Annotated in this window: 19 protein-coding genes; 8 read left to right on the top strand and 11 right to left on the bottom strand. The window is 66.4% G+C overall.

Annotated elements, in window-relative coordinates; genetic code table 11:
* The first annotated feature begins 18 nt into the window (after window positions 1-18).
* Window positions 19-732 (top strand): GNAT family N-acetyltransferase, encoded by a 714-nt coding sequence (locus AC5JBD_RS00780; RefSeq protein WP_495719848.1) that lies wholly within the window; start codon window positions 19-21, stop codon window positions 730-732.
* Here the strand turns inward: AC5JBD_RS00780 and queA are convergent.
* The 7 genes from queA to AC5JBD_RS00745 all read right to left on the bottom strand — a co-directional run bounded on the left by queA (window position 702) and on the right by AC5JBD_RS00745 (window position 6,043).
* Window positions 702-1,727, bottom strand: coding sequence for a tRNA preQ1(34) S-adenosylmethionine ribosyltransferase-isomerase QueA (gene queA / locus AC5JBD_RS00775; protein WP_495719847.1), 1,026 nt, complete (start codon window positions 1,725-1,727; stop codon window positions 702-704). The genes AC5JBD_RS00780 and queA overlap by 31 nt on opposite strands.
* Window positions 1,728-1,736: 9 nt before the next feature.
* Window positions 1,737-2,501 (bottom strand): peptidylprolyl isomerase, encoded by a 765-nt coding sequence (locus AC5JBD_RS00770; protein WP_495719846.1) that lies wholly within the window; start codon window positions 2,499-2,501, stop codon window positions 1,737-1,739.
* 72 nt (window positions 2,502-2,573) lie between these two features.
* Window positions 2,574-3,074, bottom strand: coding sequence for a pantetheine-phosphate adenylyltransferase (coaD, locus tag AC5JBD_RS00765; protein ID WP_495719845.1), 501 nt, complete (start codon window positions 3,072-3,074; stop codon window positions 2,574-2,576).
* A gap of 10 nt (window positions 3,075-3,084) precedes the next feature.
* On the bottom strand, window positions 3,085-4,005 hold the full coding sequence (locus tag AC5JBD_RS00760; protein ID WP_495719844.1) for a polyprenyl synthetase family protein: 921 nt from the start codon (window positions 4,003-4,005) through the stop codon (window positions 3,085-3,087).
* The gene (locus AC5JBD_RS00755; protein ID WP_495719843.1) at window positions 3,992-4,240 is read right to left on the bottom strand and encodes an exodeoxyribonuclease VII small subunit; all 249 of its coding nucleotides are present in this window, start codon (window positions 4,238-4,240) and stop codon (window positions 3,992-3,994) included. Before AC5JBD_RS00755 ends, AC5JBD_RS00760 begins: the two co-directional genes overlap by 14 nt.
* Before the next feature lie 32 nt (window positions 4,241-4,272).
* Window positions 4,273-5,343: an MBL fold metallo-hydrolase gene (locus tag AC5JBD_RS00750; protein WP_495719842.1), complete on the bottom strand. Its 1,071-nt coding sequence runs from the start codon at window positions 5,341-5,343 to the stop codon at window positions 4,273-4,275.
* Window position 5,344: 1 nt separating this feature from the next.
* Window positions 5,345-6,043, bottom strand: coding sequence for a DUF1013 domain-containing protein (locus AC5JBD_RS00745; RefSeq protein ID WP_495719841.1), 699 nt, complete (start codon window positions 6,041-6,043; stop codon window positions 5,345-5,347).
* A gap of 239 nt (window positions 6,044-6,282) precedes the next feature.
* Between AC5JBD_RS00745 and AC5JBD_RS00740 the strand changes: the two genes are divergently transcribed.
* Window positions 6,283-6,729: a hypothetical protein gene (locus AC5JBD_RS00740; RefSeq protein ID WP_495719840.1), complete on the top strand. Its 447-nt coding sequence runs from the start codon at window positions 6,283-6,285 to the stop codon at window positions 6,727-6,729.
* Window positions 6,730-6,731: 2 nt separating this feature from the next.
* Here AC5JBD_RS00740 and AC5JBD_RS00735 read toward each other — a convergent pair whose 3' ends face one another.
* Both AC5JBD_RS00735 and AC5JBD_RS00730 read right to left on the bottom strand, forming a co-directional pair.
* Window positions 6,732-7,349, bottom strand: a complete 618-nt coding sequence (locus AC5JBD_RS00735; RefSeq protein ID WP_495719839.1) for a glutathione S-transferase family protein — start codon at window positions 7,347-7,349, stop codon at window positions 6,732-6,734.
* Between the two features lie 77 nt (window positions 7,350-7,426).
* Complete coding sequence (locus AC5JBD_RS00730; RefSeq protein WP_495719838.1) at window positions 7,427-8,449, bottom strand: NAD(P)H-quinone oxidoreductase; 1,023 nt, start codon at window positions 8,447-8,449, stop codon at window positions 7,427-7,429.
* Between the two features lie 81 nt (window positions 8,450-8,530).
* Between AC5JBD_RS00730 and AC5JBD_RS00725 the strand changes: the two genes are divergently transcribed.
* The 4 genes from AC5JBD_RS00725 to AC5JBD_RS00710 all read left to right on the top strand — a co-directional run bounded on the left by AC5JBD_RS00725 (window position 8,531) and on the right by AC5JBD_RS00710 (window position 12,812).
* Window positions 8,531-8,728 (top strand): DUF1192 domain-containing protein, encoded by a 198-nt coding sequence (locus tag AC5JBD_RS00725; RefSeq protein WP_495719837.1) that lies wholly within the window; start codon window positions 8,531-8,533, stop codon window positions 8,726-8,728.
* Between the two features lie 125 nt (window positions 8,729-8,853).
* Window positions 8,854-11,202: an ATP-dependent Clp protease ATP-binding subunit ClpA gene (clpA, locus tag AC5JBD_RS00720; protein ID WP_495719836.1), complete on the top strand. Its 2,349-nt coding sequence runs from the start codon at window positions 8,854-8,856 to the stop codon at window positions 11,200-11,202.
* A gap of 99 nt (window positions 11,203-11,301) precedes the next feature.
* The gene (locus AC5JBD_RS00715) at window positions 11,302-11,937 is read left to right on the top strand and encodes a glutathione S-transferase family protein (RefSeq protein WP_495719835.1); all 636 of its coding nucleotides are present in this window, start codon (window positions 11,302-11,304) and stop codon (window positions 11,935-11,937) included.
* A complete protein-coding gene (locus AC5JBD_RS00710; protein ID WP_495719834.1) occupies window positions 11,934-12,812 on the top strand; it encodes a dienelactone hydrolase family protein in 879 nt (292 codons plus the stop codon). The genes AC5JBD_RS00715 and AC5JBD_RS00710 overlap by 4 nt, the downstream gene beginning before the upstream one ends.
* A 58-nt stretch (window positions 12,813-12,870) precedes the next feature.
* On the opposite strand, the gene AC5JBD_RS00705 is transcribed toward AC5JBD_RS00710, so the two are convergent.
* Entirely contained in the window at window positions 12,871-13,605 is a 735-nt protein-coding gene (locus tag AC5JBD_RS00705) for a Bax inhibitor-1/YccA family protein (protein WP_495719833.1), read from the bottom strand.
* 155 nt (window positions 13,606-13,760) lie between these two features.
* Between AC5JBD_RS00705 and thpR the strand changes: the two genes are divergently transcribed.
* Entirely contained in the window at window positions 13,761-14,294 is a 534-nt protein-coding gene (gene thpR, locus AC5JBD_RS00700; protein WP_495719948.1) for an RNA 2',3'-cyclic phosphodiesterase, read from the top strand.
* Here thpR and AC5JBD_RS00695 read toward each other — a convergent pair.
* A complete protein-coding gene (locus AC5JBD_RS00695; protein ID WP_495719832.1) occupies window positions 14,279-15,082 on the bottom strand; it encodes a radical SAM protein in 804 nt (267 codons plus the stop codon). The two genes, thpR and AC5JBD_RS00695, sit on opposite strands and share 16 nt — an antisense overlap.
* 169 nt (window positions 15,083-15,251) lie before the next feature.
* Here AC5JBD_RS00695 and AC5JBD_RS00690 point away from each other — a divergent pair, with 169 nt between their 5' ends.
* Window positions 15,252-16,862 (top strand): spinster family MFS transporter, encoded by a 1,611-nt coding sequence (locus AC5JBD_RS00690; RefSeq protein WP_495719831.1) that lies wholly within the window; start codon window positions 15,252-15,254, stop codon window positions 16,860-16,862.
* The last annotated feature ends 8 nt before the right edge of the window (window positions 16,863-16,870 follow it).

The following is a 16,870-nucleotide window of genomic DNA, read 5'->3' as shown; positions in this document are numbered from 1 at the left end:
CCGACTCGGAGACTTTCGATGGCTGATGCGGACTTGCTGGACCGGCCGGTGTGGAACTCGCTGAGATCGGGATGGGCCGCGCTAGCTGAGGGCGACGGGCACGCACTCCGACTCCGCCAGGATCATGGCCCGTTCGGGGCCTCGGCCGGTTCGACGGCTGCAGAGCTGGCGGCCCTGTCGGCGCTTGTGCCGGAGGAGGGTGAGCTCTGGGTGGTGGAGCTGGAGGGCGCAGTGATCCCGGAAGATGTGCACGTGGCCCGTCGCGGCGTCCTGTCACAGATGCTGATGAAGGCGTTCACGCCTAAGCATCGGGCGATCGAGGCGATCGAACTTGGCGATGCCGACGCGCCCGAAATGCAGGCGCTCGCGGCCATGACGAAGCCTGGCCCCTTCGCCAGCCGGACTCACTGCCTCGGAAGGTTCGTCGGCGTCAGAGACGAGGGGCGCCTGGTCGCCATGGCCGGCGAACGGATGCGCATCGACGGCTATTGCGAAGTCAGCGGCGTCTGCACTCATCCGGACTTCCAGGGTCGCGGGCTGGCGGGCGCGCTGATGAGCATCGTCTGCGAGCGGATGCTGGCGCGGGGCGAGACGCCGTTCCTCCACTCCTACGCCCATAATGAGGGCGCAATCGGCCTCTATCGAAGCCTCGGCTTTCACCATCGCGCGATGATCCAGCTCACCGTGCTGACAGCGGCCGGTCAGGGAAGAAGCAGGCTCGCGTCTCCGTAGGAATAGAAGCGGTAGCCCTGTGCGATGGCGTGCGCATACGCCTCCTGCATCACCTCGAGGCCCATCAGGGCCGAGACGAGCATGAAGAGGGTCGATCTCGGCAGGTGGAAATTGGTGATAAGGCCGTCGATCGCGCGAAAGCGGTAGCCGGGCGTGATGAAGATCGCGGTATCGCCCTCGAAAGGCTGGATCGTGCCGCTCTCGTCTGTCGCGCTCTCGAGGAGGCGGAGCGAGGTGGTGCCGACGGCGATGATCCGGCCGCCGCTAGCGCGCACGGCATTCAGGCGCTCCGCCGTGTGGACGTCGATGCGGCCCCACTCGCTATGCATCCGGTGTTCGTCGGTATCGTCTGCCTTGACGGGCAGGAAGGTGCCGGCACCGACATGGAGGGTCAGCGTCTCGCGCGCGATGCTGGCGGCAGCGAGGCTTTCCATCAGCTCGGGAGTGAAATGGAGCGCGGCCGTGGGGGCGGCGACAGCTCCCTTCTCGGCCGCGAACATCGTCTGGTAGTCGGCCGCATCGCGCTCGTCCGCCTCTCGCTTGCCGGCAATGTAGGGCGGCAGCGGCATGCGGCCGGCGCGCTCGAGCAGCAGTTCGACCGGCTCCTCGCCTTCGAAGGTAAGCAGAAGGGAGCCGTCCTCGGCACGATCACTCGCCCGGACGGCAACGCCGCTGCCGAAGTCGATCAGGTCCCCTTCGCGCACCCGCTTCGCGTTGCGTATGAAGGCACGCCAGCCGCGCAGGCTCTCGCGCTTGTGGAGCGTCGCCCCGACTTTCGCCTCCCCTCGCCTGCCCTCGAGCTGGGCGGGGATGACTCGGGTGTCGTTGAAGACCAGCGTATCGCCTGCTCGAAGCAGATCGGGGAGATCGGTGACCACGTGATCCGCGCGCCGGAACCCCTCGGTCAGCAGCAGGCGCGCCCTGTCGCGCGGGCTCACCGGCCTCAGTGCGATCCGCTCGGGCGGAAGCTCGAAATCGAACAGGTCGACGCGCACGGCGCCGGATTATTGCTGCGGGGTCGGGGTTCCGGCCTGCGCGGTCGCCGCCGGCGCCGGCGCCGGCGCCGCGGCTGGCGCCCGAATCTGCATCATCGCGGCGGTCTCGGCCGCGGTTGGCGGCGCCACGTTGTCGGCACCGATCGATGCGCGCAGCACGCGGGTCGGGTTGGCGGGCGGCTCGCCCCGCTCAATCGCGTCGACATATTGCATGCCGCTGATGACGCGCCCGAACACGCTGTATTTGCCGTCGAGCGTCAGGCGCGGCGAGAACACGATGAAGAACTGGCTGTTGGCGCTGTTCGGGTCGGTCGCGCGCGCGGCCGAGACGGCGCCGCGGACGTGCGGCAGGGTGCTGAACTCGGCTGCGACATCGGGAAGCTGGGAGCCGCCGGTGCCGGTCGCGGTCGGGTCGCCGGTCTGGGCCATGAAGCCCTCGATCACCCGGTGGAAGACGACACCGTTGTAGAAGCCCTGACGCGCAAGCGTCTTGATCCGCTCGACATGGGTCGGCGCCACATCCGGCCGGAGCTGGATGCTGACGCGGCCGCCGGTCGAGAGATCGAGGTGGAGCGTGTTCTCGGGATCGAGCGCCGGCACGACGATCGGCGCCACCTTGACCGGCGGCTCGGCGGCGGGAGCAGCCGGAGCTGCCTGCTGTGCCGGAGCTGCCTCTTGTGTCGGCGCCGGTTGCGCGGCCTCAGGCGTCTGGGCGGCGACGGACGTGGCGACCAGCACCCCCGCAGCGAGGGCGAACAAGCTCTTCAAACGCATATGACCCCTGAGATTCAGTTTCAGTTTACCATGATAGCGGCGGCTCCGGCTAAAGCCCAGAGCCTGAACGGATCATGACCCCTTGCGGCCGATCCGGTCGACGCGGCTGCGTACGTCGTCGGCGACGGCCGGCGTGACGAACTTGCCGATGTCGCCGCCATAGAGGGCGATTTCCTTAACCAGCCGTGACGCGATCGGCTGCAGCGACACGTCGGCCATCAGGAAGACTGTTTCGATGCGGTCGTTCAGCTGCTGGTTCATGCCCGCCATCTGATACTCATATTCGAAATCCGCCACAGCGCGCAGGCCGCGGATGATGATCGAGGCATTCTCCCGGGTCGCGAAATCCATCAGCAGCGAGTCGAAGCTGACCACCTCAATTTCGCCCGACAGCCCGTCAATCTCGCGGCGCACCATCGCCATCCGCTCGTCGACGCTGAACATCGGCGACTTGGATGGGTTGGTGGTGACCCCGATCACCAACCGGTCGACCAGCTTTGCGCCGCGGCGGATGATGTCCATGTGGCCGAGCGTGATCGGGTCGAACGTGCCGGGATAGACGCCTGTGCGCATGGCTTGCCTCTTAATGGTCCCGCTCGACAGCGAAGCGGGCAATGGCGCGGAGGAGGTCGGCCTCGGCGCCGAAGCTCTGGAGATGCTGGAACGCCTGGTCGACGAGCAGATTGGCCTGCTGGCGCGCCCGCTCGATGCCCAGCAGGGAGACGAAGGTCTCCTTCCCCTTGGCGCCGTCCTTGCCGACGCGCTTGCCGGTCTTGACCTCTTCGCCCTCGGCGTCGAGCAGGTCGTCCGCAATCTGGAAGGCAAGGCCGACATCGCGCGCGTAGCCGCGCAAGGGGCGGCGCCCCTCGGCAGGCACCCGGCCCATGATGCCCCCCGCTTCCAGACAGAAGCCGATCAGGGCACCGGTCTTGAGCTGCTGGAGGCGCGTAACCGCCGCCAGATCCAGGCTGCTCCGCTCCGCCATCAGATCCATCATCTGCCCGCCGGCCATGCCCGATGGGCCCGAGGCGCGGGCCAGTTCGGCGATCAACTCGACGCGCACGAACGGGTCCTCGTGCGTCGCATCGTCGGCGAGCACCTCGAAGGCGAGCGCGTGCAGGGAATCGCCGGCGAGGATCGCGGTGCACTCGTCGAACGCCTTGTGCAGCGTCGGCTTGCCGCGGCGCAGGTCGTCGTCGTCCATGCAAGGCAGGTCGTCATGGATCAGCGAGTAGACGTGGATGCACTCGACGGCGAGACCGACCCGCAGCGCCCGCGCCCGATCGACATGGAAGAGCGAGCAGGCGGCAACCACCAGCAGCGGCCGCATCCTTTTGCCGCCCCCGATCGAGGCGTAGCGCATCGCCTCGTAAAGCTGGGCGCGGGTATCCGGCGGGGCGGTCAGCAACGTGTCGAACAGGGTGTCGATCTCGCCCGCTATCTGTTCGAGCGCTAGCGTGAGGCTGATCGACGCGCCGGCGCTCACCCGCTCAGCCGGCGTCAAAGGGCGTCGTGCCACCGGGGCTGCCGTCGCGGCCGAACTGGATGCGCTCGATCCGCGCCTGCGCTGCCTGCAACCGCGCCTCGCATTGCTGCTTCAGCCGGTCGCCCTCGGAATAGAGATCGATCGATTCATCGAGCGAAGCCTCGCCGCTCTCGAGCTTGCGGACGATCTCCTCGAGCCTTTTCAGGGCCACTTCGAAGGAGAGCTGCTGGATGGCATCTGCCGGGTCGGACATGGGAGAAGCTTTGGCGGCCGCGGGTGCGAGGGTCAAGCGGAGGCGCTGCTTCGGAACCAGTGGACGCCGCCCCGGACCTCCCGCACCGCCCGCCCCTCCACTTCCAAGTGGCGCAGATGGGCCATAGCCTCGCCTGTGGCGAGGCCGAAGCTGTGATCCTCGATCTTGCGGCCGAACAGGAGCTGGAAGCAATCGACCGCGCGCTGCGGCGCGGCGAGGCGGTCGTGAAGGCTGTCGAGTTGCCCGCGATGCCCCTCAGCAAGCGCATCGAGCCGGGCATGGAGGCCGGTAAACGGCTCGCCGTGCGAGGGGAGTACCAGCAGATCGTCGGACAGGCCGCGCAGCTTCGCGATCGAGGCGAGCCAGTCGCCGAGCGGGTCGCCTTCGGGCTCACTGAGGCTCAGCGATATGTTCGAAGTGATGCGCGGCAACACCTGGTCGCCCGCGATGAGAATGTTGCCGGCTTCGTCGATCAGGCAGGCATGTTCGGGCGAATGGCCGTTGCCGGTGACGATGCGCCAGGAACGGTCGCCGATGCGGAGCGTCTCGCCATCGCGGATGCGGATGAAGCTGACGGGAACCGTGCTCACCACCGAAGAGAAGCGGCCCCAGCCTTTCTTCGTCTCGGCCTCGATCCGCTCCTCCTCCCATCCCGCCGCGCGCCAATAGGCGACCGCCTCCCGCGGCGGCGCATCGCGCACATCGGTGGTGAGCATGCGGGCGAACAGCCATTCCTCGCGCGTCATCAGCAAGGGCGCACCGAAACGCGCGGCGAGCCAGCCGGCGAGGCCGATATGGTCGGGATGGAAATGGGTGACGATGATGCGGCTGATGGCGCGGCCGGCGAGAGCACTGGAGAGCAGCGCCTCCCAAGCCTCGCGGCAGGGCGCGATATCGAGCCCGGTGTCGACGACCGCGACGCCATCGCCGTCATCGAGCAGCCAGATGTTGATGTGCTTGAGTGAGCCGGGAACCGGCAGCCGCGCCCAGCCGATGCCGGGCGCGATCGCGATCACCTCGCCCGCTTCCGGCGCACGGCGACCGAACGTGTAGGTCAGGCCCCTGTGAGAATAAGGCTCGGCAGGGGGAGCCGCGTCGTCCAACTCAGCTCTTGAACGGGTCGACAAAGCCGCGGTCGGTGGTGATGGTCTCGCCCGACGCCTCGGCCAGCTCCGCCGCATGGGCAGCTTCGGCCTGGCGGGCATTCGCCTCGCGCTCGGCGCGAAGCTCCTCGATCAGCGCCTCGCGATCACCGGCGAGACGCGTGTCCTGCGGCGCCTCGACGCCCGCCGCCTTGGCGGCCTTGGCGACGACCGCGTCGAGCTCGCGCTGCGAACAGAGGCCGAGGGTCACCGGATCCTTGGGCTGGATGTTCGCGATGTTCCAGTGGCTGCGATCGCGGATCGCCGAGATGGTGGTGCGCGTCGTGCCGATCAGCTTGGAGATCTGCCCATCCGAGACCTCGGGATGGTTGCGGACGATCCAGGCGATGCCGTCCGGCTTGTCCTGGCGCTTCGAAACCGGCGTGTAGCGCGGCCCCTTTGTGCGGCGGACCTGATCGGGCTGCTTGTGCATCTGGAGACGATAGGACGGATCCTCCTGCCCCTTCTCGATCTCCTCCTGCGTCAGCTCGCCCGCGCGGATCGGGTCGCGTCCCGTCAGCTTGGTGGCGGCGGTGTCGTCGGCGATCGCCTGCACTTCGAGGATGTGGAGGCCGCAGAAGGCGGCGATCTGCTCGAAGGTGAGCGCGGTGTTGTCGACCAGCCAGGATGCGGTGGCGTGGGGCATGAGCGGCTGGGCCACTGTGGCATCTCCCGGATAAAATAAGGGCCGCCCCTTCACGGAGCGGCCGAGGCGTGGGCGCGATGTAAGCCCGCGCGCGACGGGAGGCAAGCCGGAAGTGGCGCGGAAAGCGGGTCAACTCGCCTTCTTGATGGCGGCACGACCAGACCAAAAGATCGCAGCCGCACATCCAGATGGAGCAGCCGCGGCATCTACGGCTGATGCGGCCGTGTGCGACCGCGAGCAAAGGGGATTTGCAAATGAAGTTTGTTCTCGCTGCCGCCTTGTGCGCCGTTCAGACCCTCTCCGTGCCTGCCTGGGCCGCAGACCTGACTGCCGGCGACGCCGCCGTTTCGCGGCAGATGGGTGCCTTCGCCGGAGCCCGCCTGCGCGTCCCCCTTGGCGGGGGCAAGGAGAAGCCGCAGGCCGGCCTCGCGCTCACGTCGACGCTGCGCAACGGTGGGAGGGCCGAGCTGCGGTTTGCCAAGGGTGCGGAACTCGGCTTCTCGGGAAATGAGGCGCCGATGCGTCTGACTCTTTCCGGAACGCCGGTCGCGCAGCTCGCGCAGGGTTCTGCCGGACCAGCGGGCCGCAGACTGGGCGTCTCGACCTTGGGCTGGGTCGCGATCGGCGTCGGCGTCTTGGCGGCGGCGGTTTTTACCCTCGGGCAGCTCTGCGCCGATGGGGAGATCTGCGGGAGCGAGTGACCTCAGGCGCTCATCGGCGTGTAGCGTGGCTGGTCCGCCACCCGCGCCAGCCAGCGGCTCACTGCGGGGTAGGCTGAGAGATCAAAGCCGGCATCTTCCGCCACATGGGTGTAGGCGTAGAGCGCGATGTCGGCGAGCGTCAGGCGCTCCGCCACGAAGAAGCTCCGACTGGCGAGATGCTCGTCCATCAGCTTGAGCGCGGCCTCGCCGGCAGAGCGCTTCGGGCCGAGCTGACCCCGCCGGGCCTCGTTCAACCGCTCCTCCCCGACGAAGGCGATCCAGAAGCGCAAGGTCGCGACGTTCGGCTCATGATTATATTGTTCCCAGAACATCCAGCGCAGGATGTCCGCTCGGTCGAACCGCGTGAAGGGGATGAGCGGCGAGCCGTCCGCCAGATAGAAGCAGGCGGCGTTGCTTTCCGGGATGAACCGGTCGCCGACTTGGAGCACGGGGATGCGACCGTTGGCGTTCACTTCGGCCAGGAATTCAGGCGTTCGGGTCTCGCCCTTGAGGATATCATATTCGCGCCGTTCGAGCGGCAGACCTAGCAGGGACGCGGTGAGGCGAACCTTGTAGCAGTTACCCGACGCCGCATATTCGTGAAGAACCAGGCGCTCCATTTCGGCTTCCCCTCCCGCTCGAGAAGCCCCTCTCTACCCAGCCGTCGCCCGCCTCGCCCACTGCGAATTTGCGCGCGTCACGCTTGCAGATTTGCGTGGCCGTTCACCTCCAGCACGATCTTGCCGACATGGTCGCTGCTTTCCATGCGCCGGTGGGCCTTGGCAGCCTGTGCGAGTGGGAAAATGCTGTCGATGATCGGGCGGATGCGAGCCGCTTCGAGGTGGGGCCAGACCTCGCGGCGGATCTCGCCGGCAAGAGCGGTCTTGAACTCGACCGAGCGGGCCCGGAGGGTTGAGCCGGTGAGGGTCAGCCGACGGCGCATCACCTCCCAGAGCGGGACCTCCGCGACGGCCCCACGCTGGCCGGCGATCGAGACGTGGCGGCCCTCGTCGGCGAGGCAGGCGAGGTTGCGCGCCACATAGTCGCCGCCGACCATGTCGAGGACGATCTGCACGCCCTTGCCGCCGGTGACCGTCTTCACCGCCTCAACGAAATCAAGCTTGTTGTAGTTGATCGCATGCTCAGCGCCGATCTCCAGGGCCCGCTCGCACTTCTTCTTCGAACCGGCCGTGACGATGACGTGGAGACCGAAGGCCTTGCCCAGCAGGATCGCCGTCGTGCCGATGCCGCTGGTTCCGCCATGGACAAGCACCGTGTCGTCGCGCTTTGCGCCGCCGCGTTGAAACAGGTTGGTCCAGACGGTGAAGAAGGTCTCCGGAAGCGCCGCCGCCTCGACCATGCTGAGCGTGCCCGGCACCGACAGGCACTGGCCGGCAGGCGCCGTGCAATATTGGGCATAGCCGCCGCCGGACACGAGCGCGCAGACCGGCTTGCCGATCGACGACGGCCGTTCGCCCGGACCCACCGCGACGATTTTCCCGGCGATCTCGAGGCCCGGTATGCTGGAGGCGCCGGAGGGCGGCGGGTAGAGCCCCATGCGCTGCATGACGTCGGGCCGGTTCACGCCCGCCGCTTCCACCTTGATCAACAGCTCGCCCGGACCGGGCTTCGGCACCGGCCGCTCCACAGGCTTGAGCACCTCCGGCCCACCGGCCTTGTCGGGGTCGATCGCCAGCATCGTCTCCGGCACGGTGTTCATTCGGTCACGCTCCCAGGATATTCGCAGCCGCCGCTGCCGTGCCTTGTTGACACGCAGGCGCCCACGGTCAACTTTTGCACCATGGATCTGGACGAACTCTTTCCGGACAAGCCTAAGGATCCCCTGACGCAGCTGACGCGCCAGGACCTCGACCCGCTGTCGGTCGAGGAGCTCAACGCCCGCATCGAGGTGCTGGAGGGCGAGATCGCCCGGGTGCGAGCCAGGATCGAAAACGCGGTTAACTTCCGCGCAAGTGCAGACGCGATATTCAAGAAATGAAACGCCGGGCACGCAACGGCGTTAATCCACACGTGGACCAAGACGGCTGCTTGATCGAGGGCCGAGGCGGCACGACATTAAGGCGAAGCTGCCCGTAGCTTCCCGCGCGGGCCAAGGAGTAAAAAATGCCGTCATTTGCCCGCGAACTCGAACAAACGCTTCACACGGCGCTCGCCGAAGCGAGCGGCCGCAAGCACGAATATGCGACCCTCGAGCATCTGTTGCTCGCTCTGGTCGAGGATGCCCATGCCTCCAAGGTGATGAAGGCCTGCGGCGTCGATCTTAGTGAGCTGCGCCAGTCGGTGCGCACCTATCTCGACAGCGAACTGGAGGCGCTGAAGGTGGAGGGCGAGACTGATCCCTCCCCGACCAGCGGTTTCCAGCGCGTCGTCCAGCGCGCCATTCTCCACGTCCAGTCTTCGGGCCGCGACGAGGTGACCGGCGCCAACGTGCTCGTCGCCCTCTTCTCCGAGCGCGAGAGCTATGCCGTCTATTTCCTCCAGCAGCAGGATATGAGCCGCCTGGATGCGGTGAGCTACATCAGCCACGGCGTCGGCAAGGGCGAGACGCCGACCGAGGCGCCTGAAGTGAAGGGCGCCGAGGAGACCAAGTCCGACGACGGCAAGAAGAAGTCGGAGAGCCCGCTCAAGCAGTTCACCGTGAATCTGAACGAGAAGGCCCAGAACGGCCGCGTCGATCCGCTGATCGGCCGCGGTCCCGAAGTGGACCGCACGGTCCAGATCCTATGCCGCCGCTCCAAGAACAACCCGCTCTATGTGGGCGATCCGGGCGTCGGCAAGACCGCCATCGCCGAAGGCCTCGCTCGTAAGATCATCGAAGGCGATGTGCCGGAGGTGCTCAAGGAAGCGGTGATCTACTCGCTCGACATGGGCGCTCTGCTCGCCGGCACCCGCTATCGCGGCGACTTCGAGGAGCGGCTGAAGGCGGTGGTCACGGAGCTCGAGAAGCTGCCCAACTCGATCCTGTTCATCGACGAGATCCACACCGTGATCGGTGCCGGTGCGACGAGCGGCGGCGCGATGGACGCATCGAACCTCCTGAAGCCGGCTCTCTCGGGCGGCACGATCCGCTGCATCGGATCGACCACCTACAAGGAGTTCCGCAACCATTTCGAGAAGGATCGCGCCCTCCTCCGGCGCTTCCAGAAGATCGACGTCAACGAGCCCACTATCGAGGACACGATCAAGATACTGGCGGGTCTGCGCTCGGCCTTCGAGGACCATCACAGCGTCAAATATACGCCTGACGCGATCAAGGCGGCGGTGGAGCTTTCCGCGCGCTACATCAACGACCGCAAGCTGCCGGACAAGGCGATCGACGTGATCGACGAGGTCGGCGCGATGCAGATGCTTGTGCCGCCGAGCAAGCGCAAGAAGACGATCACCACGAAGGAGATCGAGGCGGTCATCTCGACCATCGCTCGTATCCCGCCGAAGAGCGTGAGCACCGATGACAAGAAGGCGCTCGAGCATCTCGGCCGCGATCTGAAGCGCGTCGTGTTCGGACAGGATCTCGCGATCGACACGCTCGCCTCGGCGATCAAGCTGAGCCGCGCCGGCCTTCGCGATCCCGACAAGCCGATCGGCAACTACCTCTTCTCCGGCCCGACCGGCGTCGGCAAGACCGAGGTCGCACGCCAGCTCGCCTCGATCATGGGCATTCCGCTCCAGCGTTTCGACATGTCGGAATATATGGAGCGCCACTCGGTCAGCCGCCTGATCGGCGCACCTCCGGGCTATGTCGGCTATGATCAGGGCGGCCTGCTGACCGACGCTGTCGACCAGCATCCGCATAGTGTGCTGCTGCTCGACGAGATCGAGAAGGCGCATCCGGACCTGTTCAACATCCTTCTGCAGGTGATGGACAACGGCAAGCTCACCGATCACCACGGCAAGACGGTCGATTTCCGCAACGTCATCCTGATCATGACCACCAATGCGGGCGCCAGCGACATGGCGCGCGAGGCGGTCGGCTTCGGCGCCATGACCCGCGAGGGCGAGGACGAGGAAGCGATCAAGCGGATGTTCACGCCGGAATTCCGCAACCGCCTCGATGCCATCGTTCCGTTCGGCTACCTGCCGACGGAGGTCGTCGCGCGGGTGGTGGACAAGTTCATCCTCCAGCTCGAGCTGCAGCTGGCGGATCGCAACGTCCACATCCACCTCGACGAGGAATCGAAGAAGTGGCTGACCGAGCGCGGTTATGATCGTCTCTACGGCGCGCGCCCGATGGGCCGTCTCGTCCAGGAGAAGATCAAGCAGCCGCTCGCCGAGGAGTTGCTGTTCGGGAAACTGACGCACGGCGGCGAGGTCAAGGTCACGATTAAGGACAATGCCCCGGCATTCGAGATCGTGTCTGCGCCCCCCAAGGCATCGAAGAAGAAGGCCAAGAAGGCCGACGCCGGCGAGACGCCCGGGGAGGCCGAGCAGGGCCAGCCCGAGGCGCAGGCGTAAGCGTCAACCAAGCGAACCCCTCTCCCTTCGGTGGGAGAGGGGTTTTCTTTGTACGGGCCAAGGCGCTACTGCTCCGCTTGCAGCAGGAGGGAACGCGCCATGTCCGACATCACCTTCTACACCAACCCCATGTCGCGCGGGCAGATCGCCCGCTGGATGCTCGAGGAGGTGGGCGAGCCGTACGAGACGGTGATCCTGGAATACGGCACGTCGATGAAGTCGCCCGACTATCTGGCGATCAATCCGATGGGCAAGGTGCCGGCGATCAAGCATGGCGATGTGGTCGTCACCGAGGGCGCCGCGATCTGCACCTATCTGGCGGACGCCTTCCCCGACCGCGGGCTCGCGCCTCCACCCGGCGACCCGCTCCGGGGGCCTTACTACCGCTGGATGTTCTTCAGCGCCGGGCCGGTCGAGACGGCGGTCACCAACAACTACCTGAACTGGAACCCGACGCCCGAGCAGCGGATGATGGTCGGCTACGGCAGCTATGCGACGGTGCTCGACGTGCTTGAGCGGCTGGTCGCGTCCGGCCCCTATCTGCTCGGCGATCGGTTTAGCGCCCTCGACGTCTATCTGGGCTCGCAGATCGCCTGGGGCACCGCCTTCGGCACGATGGAGAAACGGCCCGGCTTCGAACAGTATGTGGCGCGGATCACGGACCGCCCCGCCTACCGGAAGGCCAAGGAGATCGACCAGGCACTGATGCCGAAGAAGGAGCCCCAGCCCGCATGAACGAGACCATCCGCGCCCGGGCCATCGCGCTTTACGACCGCTTCACGCACGAAGGCATGGACCGTCGCGCCTTCATGGCCGAGCTGAGCAAGATCGCCGGCGGCACCGCGGCAGCCAATGCCCTGCTGCTTGGCATCGCCGCCAATCCCGCCGCCGCGGCGGTCGTACCCGCCGACGACCCGCGCCTCCAGACCCGGACCCTTCAATGGGAACTGATCCCCGGCCGGAAGATGAGCGGCTATGGCGCAGCGCCTGTCGATGCCCGACCCGACCTCGCAACGGTGATGGTGATCCACGAAAATCGCGGCCTGACGGAGCATATCCGGGACGTCGCTCGGCGGGTGGCGCTGGCGGGCTTTTCAGCGGTCGCGCCCGACTTCCTGTCGCCCGCCGGGGGGACGCCGGAGGATCAGGACCAGGCGCGGGACATGATCGGCAAGCTCGACCTCGCCGCCACCGTGGCGGACGGGCGTGCGATGATCGACTGGCTCGCCTCGCCCGCCGGCGGCTCGCGCAAGGTCGGCGCGGTCGGCTTCTGCTGGGGCGGCGGCATGGTCAACCGGCTCGCGGTGGCGGCGGGATCGACGCTCAAGGCCGGCGTCCCCTTCTATGGCCCCGCCCCTGCTCCCGCCGAAGCGGCGAAGGTGGAGGCCGCTCTGCTCATCCAGCTTGCCGGAAACGACCAGCGGGTGAATGCGACCGCGCTGCCATGGGTCGAAGCGCTGAAGGCCGCGGGCAAGACCGTGACCAGCCGCGTCTATCCCGGGGTCGAACACGCCTTCCACAACGACACGTCGGCCGAACGCTACAACAAGGCGGCAGCCGATCAGGCGTGGGCGGAGACGGTCGCCTTCTTCAAGCAGCACCTGGCCTGAAGGCAAAAAAGGCCCGGCGTTTCCGCCGGGCCCTTCGCTTTGCCCTCTGGCGCGGCCGCTATTCGCGGCTGCCCATGAAGTTCAGCAGGAACGTGAACATGTTCACGAAGTCGAGATAGAGGTTCAGCGCGCCCATGATGACGGTCTTGCCCATCATGTCGGTGCCGGCCACGTAGAAATACATGCTCTTGATCTTCTGCGTGTCGTAGGCGGTGAGGCCCGCGAACAGCAGCACGCCGATGAAGCTGATCGCCAGCTGCAGCGCGCTCGACTGCACGAACAGGTTGATCAGCATCGCGACGAACAGGCCGACCACGCCCATGATCAGGAAGGTGCCGAACGCCGACAGGTCCTTCTTCGTGGTGTAGCCGTAGAGGCTGAGACCGACGAACGCCGCCGCGGTCGCGAAGAAGGTGGTCGCGATCGACGTGCCGGTGAAGACCAGGAAGATCGACGCCATGGAGAGGCCCATCACCGTCGCGAACGCCCAGAAGAGCAACTGCGCGGTGCCGGTCGACAGCCGATTGATGCCGAAGCTCAGCACCAGGATGAACGCCAGCGGCGCGAACATGATGACATATTTGAGGATGCCGGGGCCGCCGAGGATCGCCGCCGCATAGCCGCTGCTGGCGAACAGCATCGCGACAATACCGGTGAGCAGAACGCCCGAGGCCATGTAGTTGTATACCGACAGCATATAGGACCGCAGGCCCGCGTCGAAAGCGACGCCCTCCCGCCCGATCGTGCCGGGCTGCGGCGCTGCGGTCGCGCGCGGGTCAGACCAATTTGCCATTTCAAACGTCTCCTTTGACGACGCGATAGAGGGCGCCGTTAGGTCATAATATCATGTGAACGGGCTTCGGATTCAAGGAAAACCGGACTTCCTGCTTGGGTGACGTTCGGGAGGGCAGGTTCTCAACATCACGCCCATTGCGCTATGGCCGCTGGATGCACCGCATTTTCGTGGCGATCCGCCCGCCGCAGCACATTCGCCGGAGCCTGCTGAACGTGATGGGCGGCGTCAGCGGCGCGCGCTGGCAGAACGACGATCAGCTCCACCTCACCCTGCGCTTCATCGGCGAGGTCGAGGGGCATATCGCCGAGGACGTGGCGGCGGCGCTGTCCTCGGTGCACCAGTCGCGTTTCGACATCGCCCTGAGCCGTATCGGCGCGTTCGAAAGACGGAGCCAGCCGGAAGTGCTCTGGGCAGGCGTGACGCCGCACGATCACCTGAAGGCGCTGCACAAGAAAGTGGATCAGGCTTGCCAGCGCGCCGGCCTTTCTCCGGAAGGCCGGGCCTATTCGCCACACATCACCCTGGCCCGCCTGAAGCGCGGCTCGGGCCCCATCGCCCCCTTTGTTGAAGCAAACGGCGGTCTCGTAAGCGAGCCGTTCACCGTCGACAGCTTCTGCCTGTTCGAAAGTCAGCTCACCCCGGACGGCGCGGTTTACACCATGATCGAGCGTTATCCGCTCGATTGAGCGGCGCGGCTCGGAAAGGGCAGCGGCAGCTCGAAGTGGGCCGGCCGCGCCGGGCACATTGCGCAGGCGGCCTCGTCCTCGCGACCGAAGAAAGCGGCAAGCTCGGCGTCGCTGCACTCGGGCGTGAGCGGCTCATATTCCAAATAGGGCCGCCACTTGTCTGAAAGTCCGTATTTCGCGTGCTGCATGGGCAGATAGGCCAGCGGACCGCACTTCCAGATCTTGGCATCTAGGAGCTGGGGGCAGTAGCGCGCCATGCAATGCTCCCAGCTCGAACGCGGGTTCTCGTCCTCGAAGGGAAGCATCGACGACCCGAAGCCATGATAGGTGCGGTGCCACCACTTGGTGGAGGGATAGGTCGAAACAGAGATGCCATATTCGTCGACCCAGCGCCTGAGCAGGACGCCGACGGGCCGAAGCCGCTCCTGATAGGCCGGCGCGGTATGGTGAACCGACACGTAGAGATGGCTGTTGCCGGCCTCTGCGAGCCGACGCGGCAGGTCCGGATGGCGATGCAGCAGGAAGCCGTTCGTCACGAGGCGCAATCTCGAGGCTGGCCAATATCGCCGGGACAAGGTGACGAAATCGCCCAGAAGCGGGTTGATCGTCGGCTCGCCGCCGAGCAGCGAGAACTCGAACGGACGCAGCCGCTCCGACCACGGGGCGAACCATCGCTCCGCCTCTTCGAGGCCAAGCACACCCTTATGGTTCTGGTTGGAATAGTGGGTGCAGCTCTCGCACGCGAGATTGCAGCTGTGCGCGACGTGCAATTCTAGATTTTGGATCACCAGCACGATGCGAGAAACCTAGCCGATCGGTATGCAGGCCGCGACCTCGAAAATTCAGCAGCCCCGCCAATCAGCGCAAGAGCCGAGGGCTTCATTGACATTCGTCCGCTTCTCAACCGAGATGCGCACCGAAGCGCGCCGCAGAGCGCCGACAGTTGGGAGATGAGGCTTGGCCGATCCTGAAGGCGCTGGGGGGCATTCGCCGGTCCGCGTATCCACTTATGCCTGGTACGCTCTGTTCGTCCTCGTCCTCGTCTACATCATCAACTTCATCGATCGGCAGATCCTGTCGATCCTGGCGGAAGACATCAAACGCGACCTCGGCCTCGAGGATGCGCAGATCGGCTTCCTCTACGGCACCGCATTCGCGGTCTTCTATGCGCTGTTCGGCATTCCCCTCGGGCGGCTGGCCGACAGCTGGTATCGCGGGCGGCTGATGGCGATGGGGCTAGCGCTCTGGTCGTCGATGACGGTGCTGTCCGGCTTCGCCAACAGCTTTGCGATGCTCGCTGTGGCGCGCATCGGCGTCGGCATCGGCGAGGCAAGTGCCTCGCCCGCCGCCTATTCGATGATCTCGGACAGCTTCCCGAAGGAGCGGCGGGCCACCGCGCTCTCCATCTATTCCAGCGGCCTCTATATCGGGGGCGCGCTCAGCCTGCCGATCGGCGGCCTCGTGCTCAGCCGCTGGAATATGGCCTATCCCATTCCGGCCGAGGCGCCGCTGGGCCTCGCCGGATGGCAGGCCGCCTTCCTCGTCGTCGGCCTTCCGGGCCTCCTGCTCGCGCTGTGGGTGCTCTCGCTGCGCGAACCCCAGCGCGGCGCTTCTGATGGGCTCCCACAGCCGGTCGTACAGCCGAATGCGTGGCGGGATTTCGGGCGCGAACTCGTGGCGATCCTGCCGCCGCTGACATTGTTCAACGTCGCCCGCCTGCCCGGCGAGCTCCGCCTCAACCTGATCGTGCTGGCGGCCGTGGTCGCGGCGGCATTCGGCTTTTACGCGCTCACTGGCGACGGCCCGCAATGGGCCGCCTACGGCCTCGGCGTCTACGCGGTCTTCTCGTGGATCCAGTCGCTGCGGCACCGCGACCTGCCCACCTATCGGCTGATCTGGGGCAGCCCTGTCGTCGTGACGCTCGTCATCGCCTTCGGCAGCATCTCCTTCGTCTCATATGCGGTGAGCTTCTGGACGCCGCCCTACGTAATGCGGACCTTCTACGCCGACCCCACCGCCCCCGGCTATTTCATCGGGGGTCTGTCCGGCGCCGAGGAAGTCGCAACGATCATCGGCTGGGGCGCCGCCTTTTCGGCAGCCTTCGGCGTCATCCTCGGCGGCATCATCTCCGACCTCTGGCGTCGCCGCCACCCTGCCGGCCGCCTCTACGTCAACATGCTCTCGGTAGCGCTGCCGCTGCCCCTGCTCGCCTTCCTGTTCACCACCGACAGCGTCGGCTTATTCTATCTTGTCTTCCCGTTCGCCCATCTCCTCGCCTCGGCATGGGTGGGAGCTGCGGTCGCGACGCTCCAGGACCTCGTCCTCCCGCGCATGCGAGCGACGGCGGGCGCCACCTACGTCCTCGGCACAACGATGGTCGGTCTCGCGCTGGGCCCCTATTTCGCCGGCAAGATGGCGGACGTGATGCAGAGCCTCAGCGCCGGCATCTTCTTCCTCTACATCGTGCCGCCGCTGACGCTCTCCGCCTTGTGGCTAGCCTCGCGGCGCATTGCGGAGGTCGAGGCAACGAAGGTCGATCGGGCACGCGCCGCGGGCGAGAAGGTCTAGGCGGCGGA

Source organism: Allosphingosinicella sp., assembly GCF_059502505.1.
The sequence above is the reverse complement of the archived record's forward strand: the minus strand, read 5'-3'. Positions and strand labels throughout refer to the sequence as shown.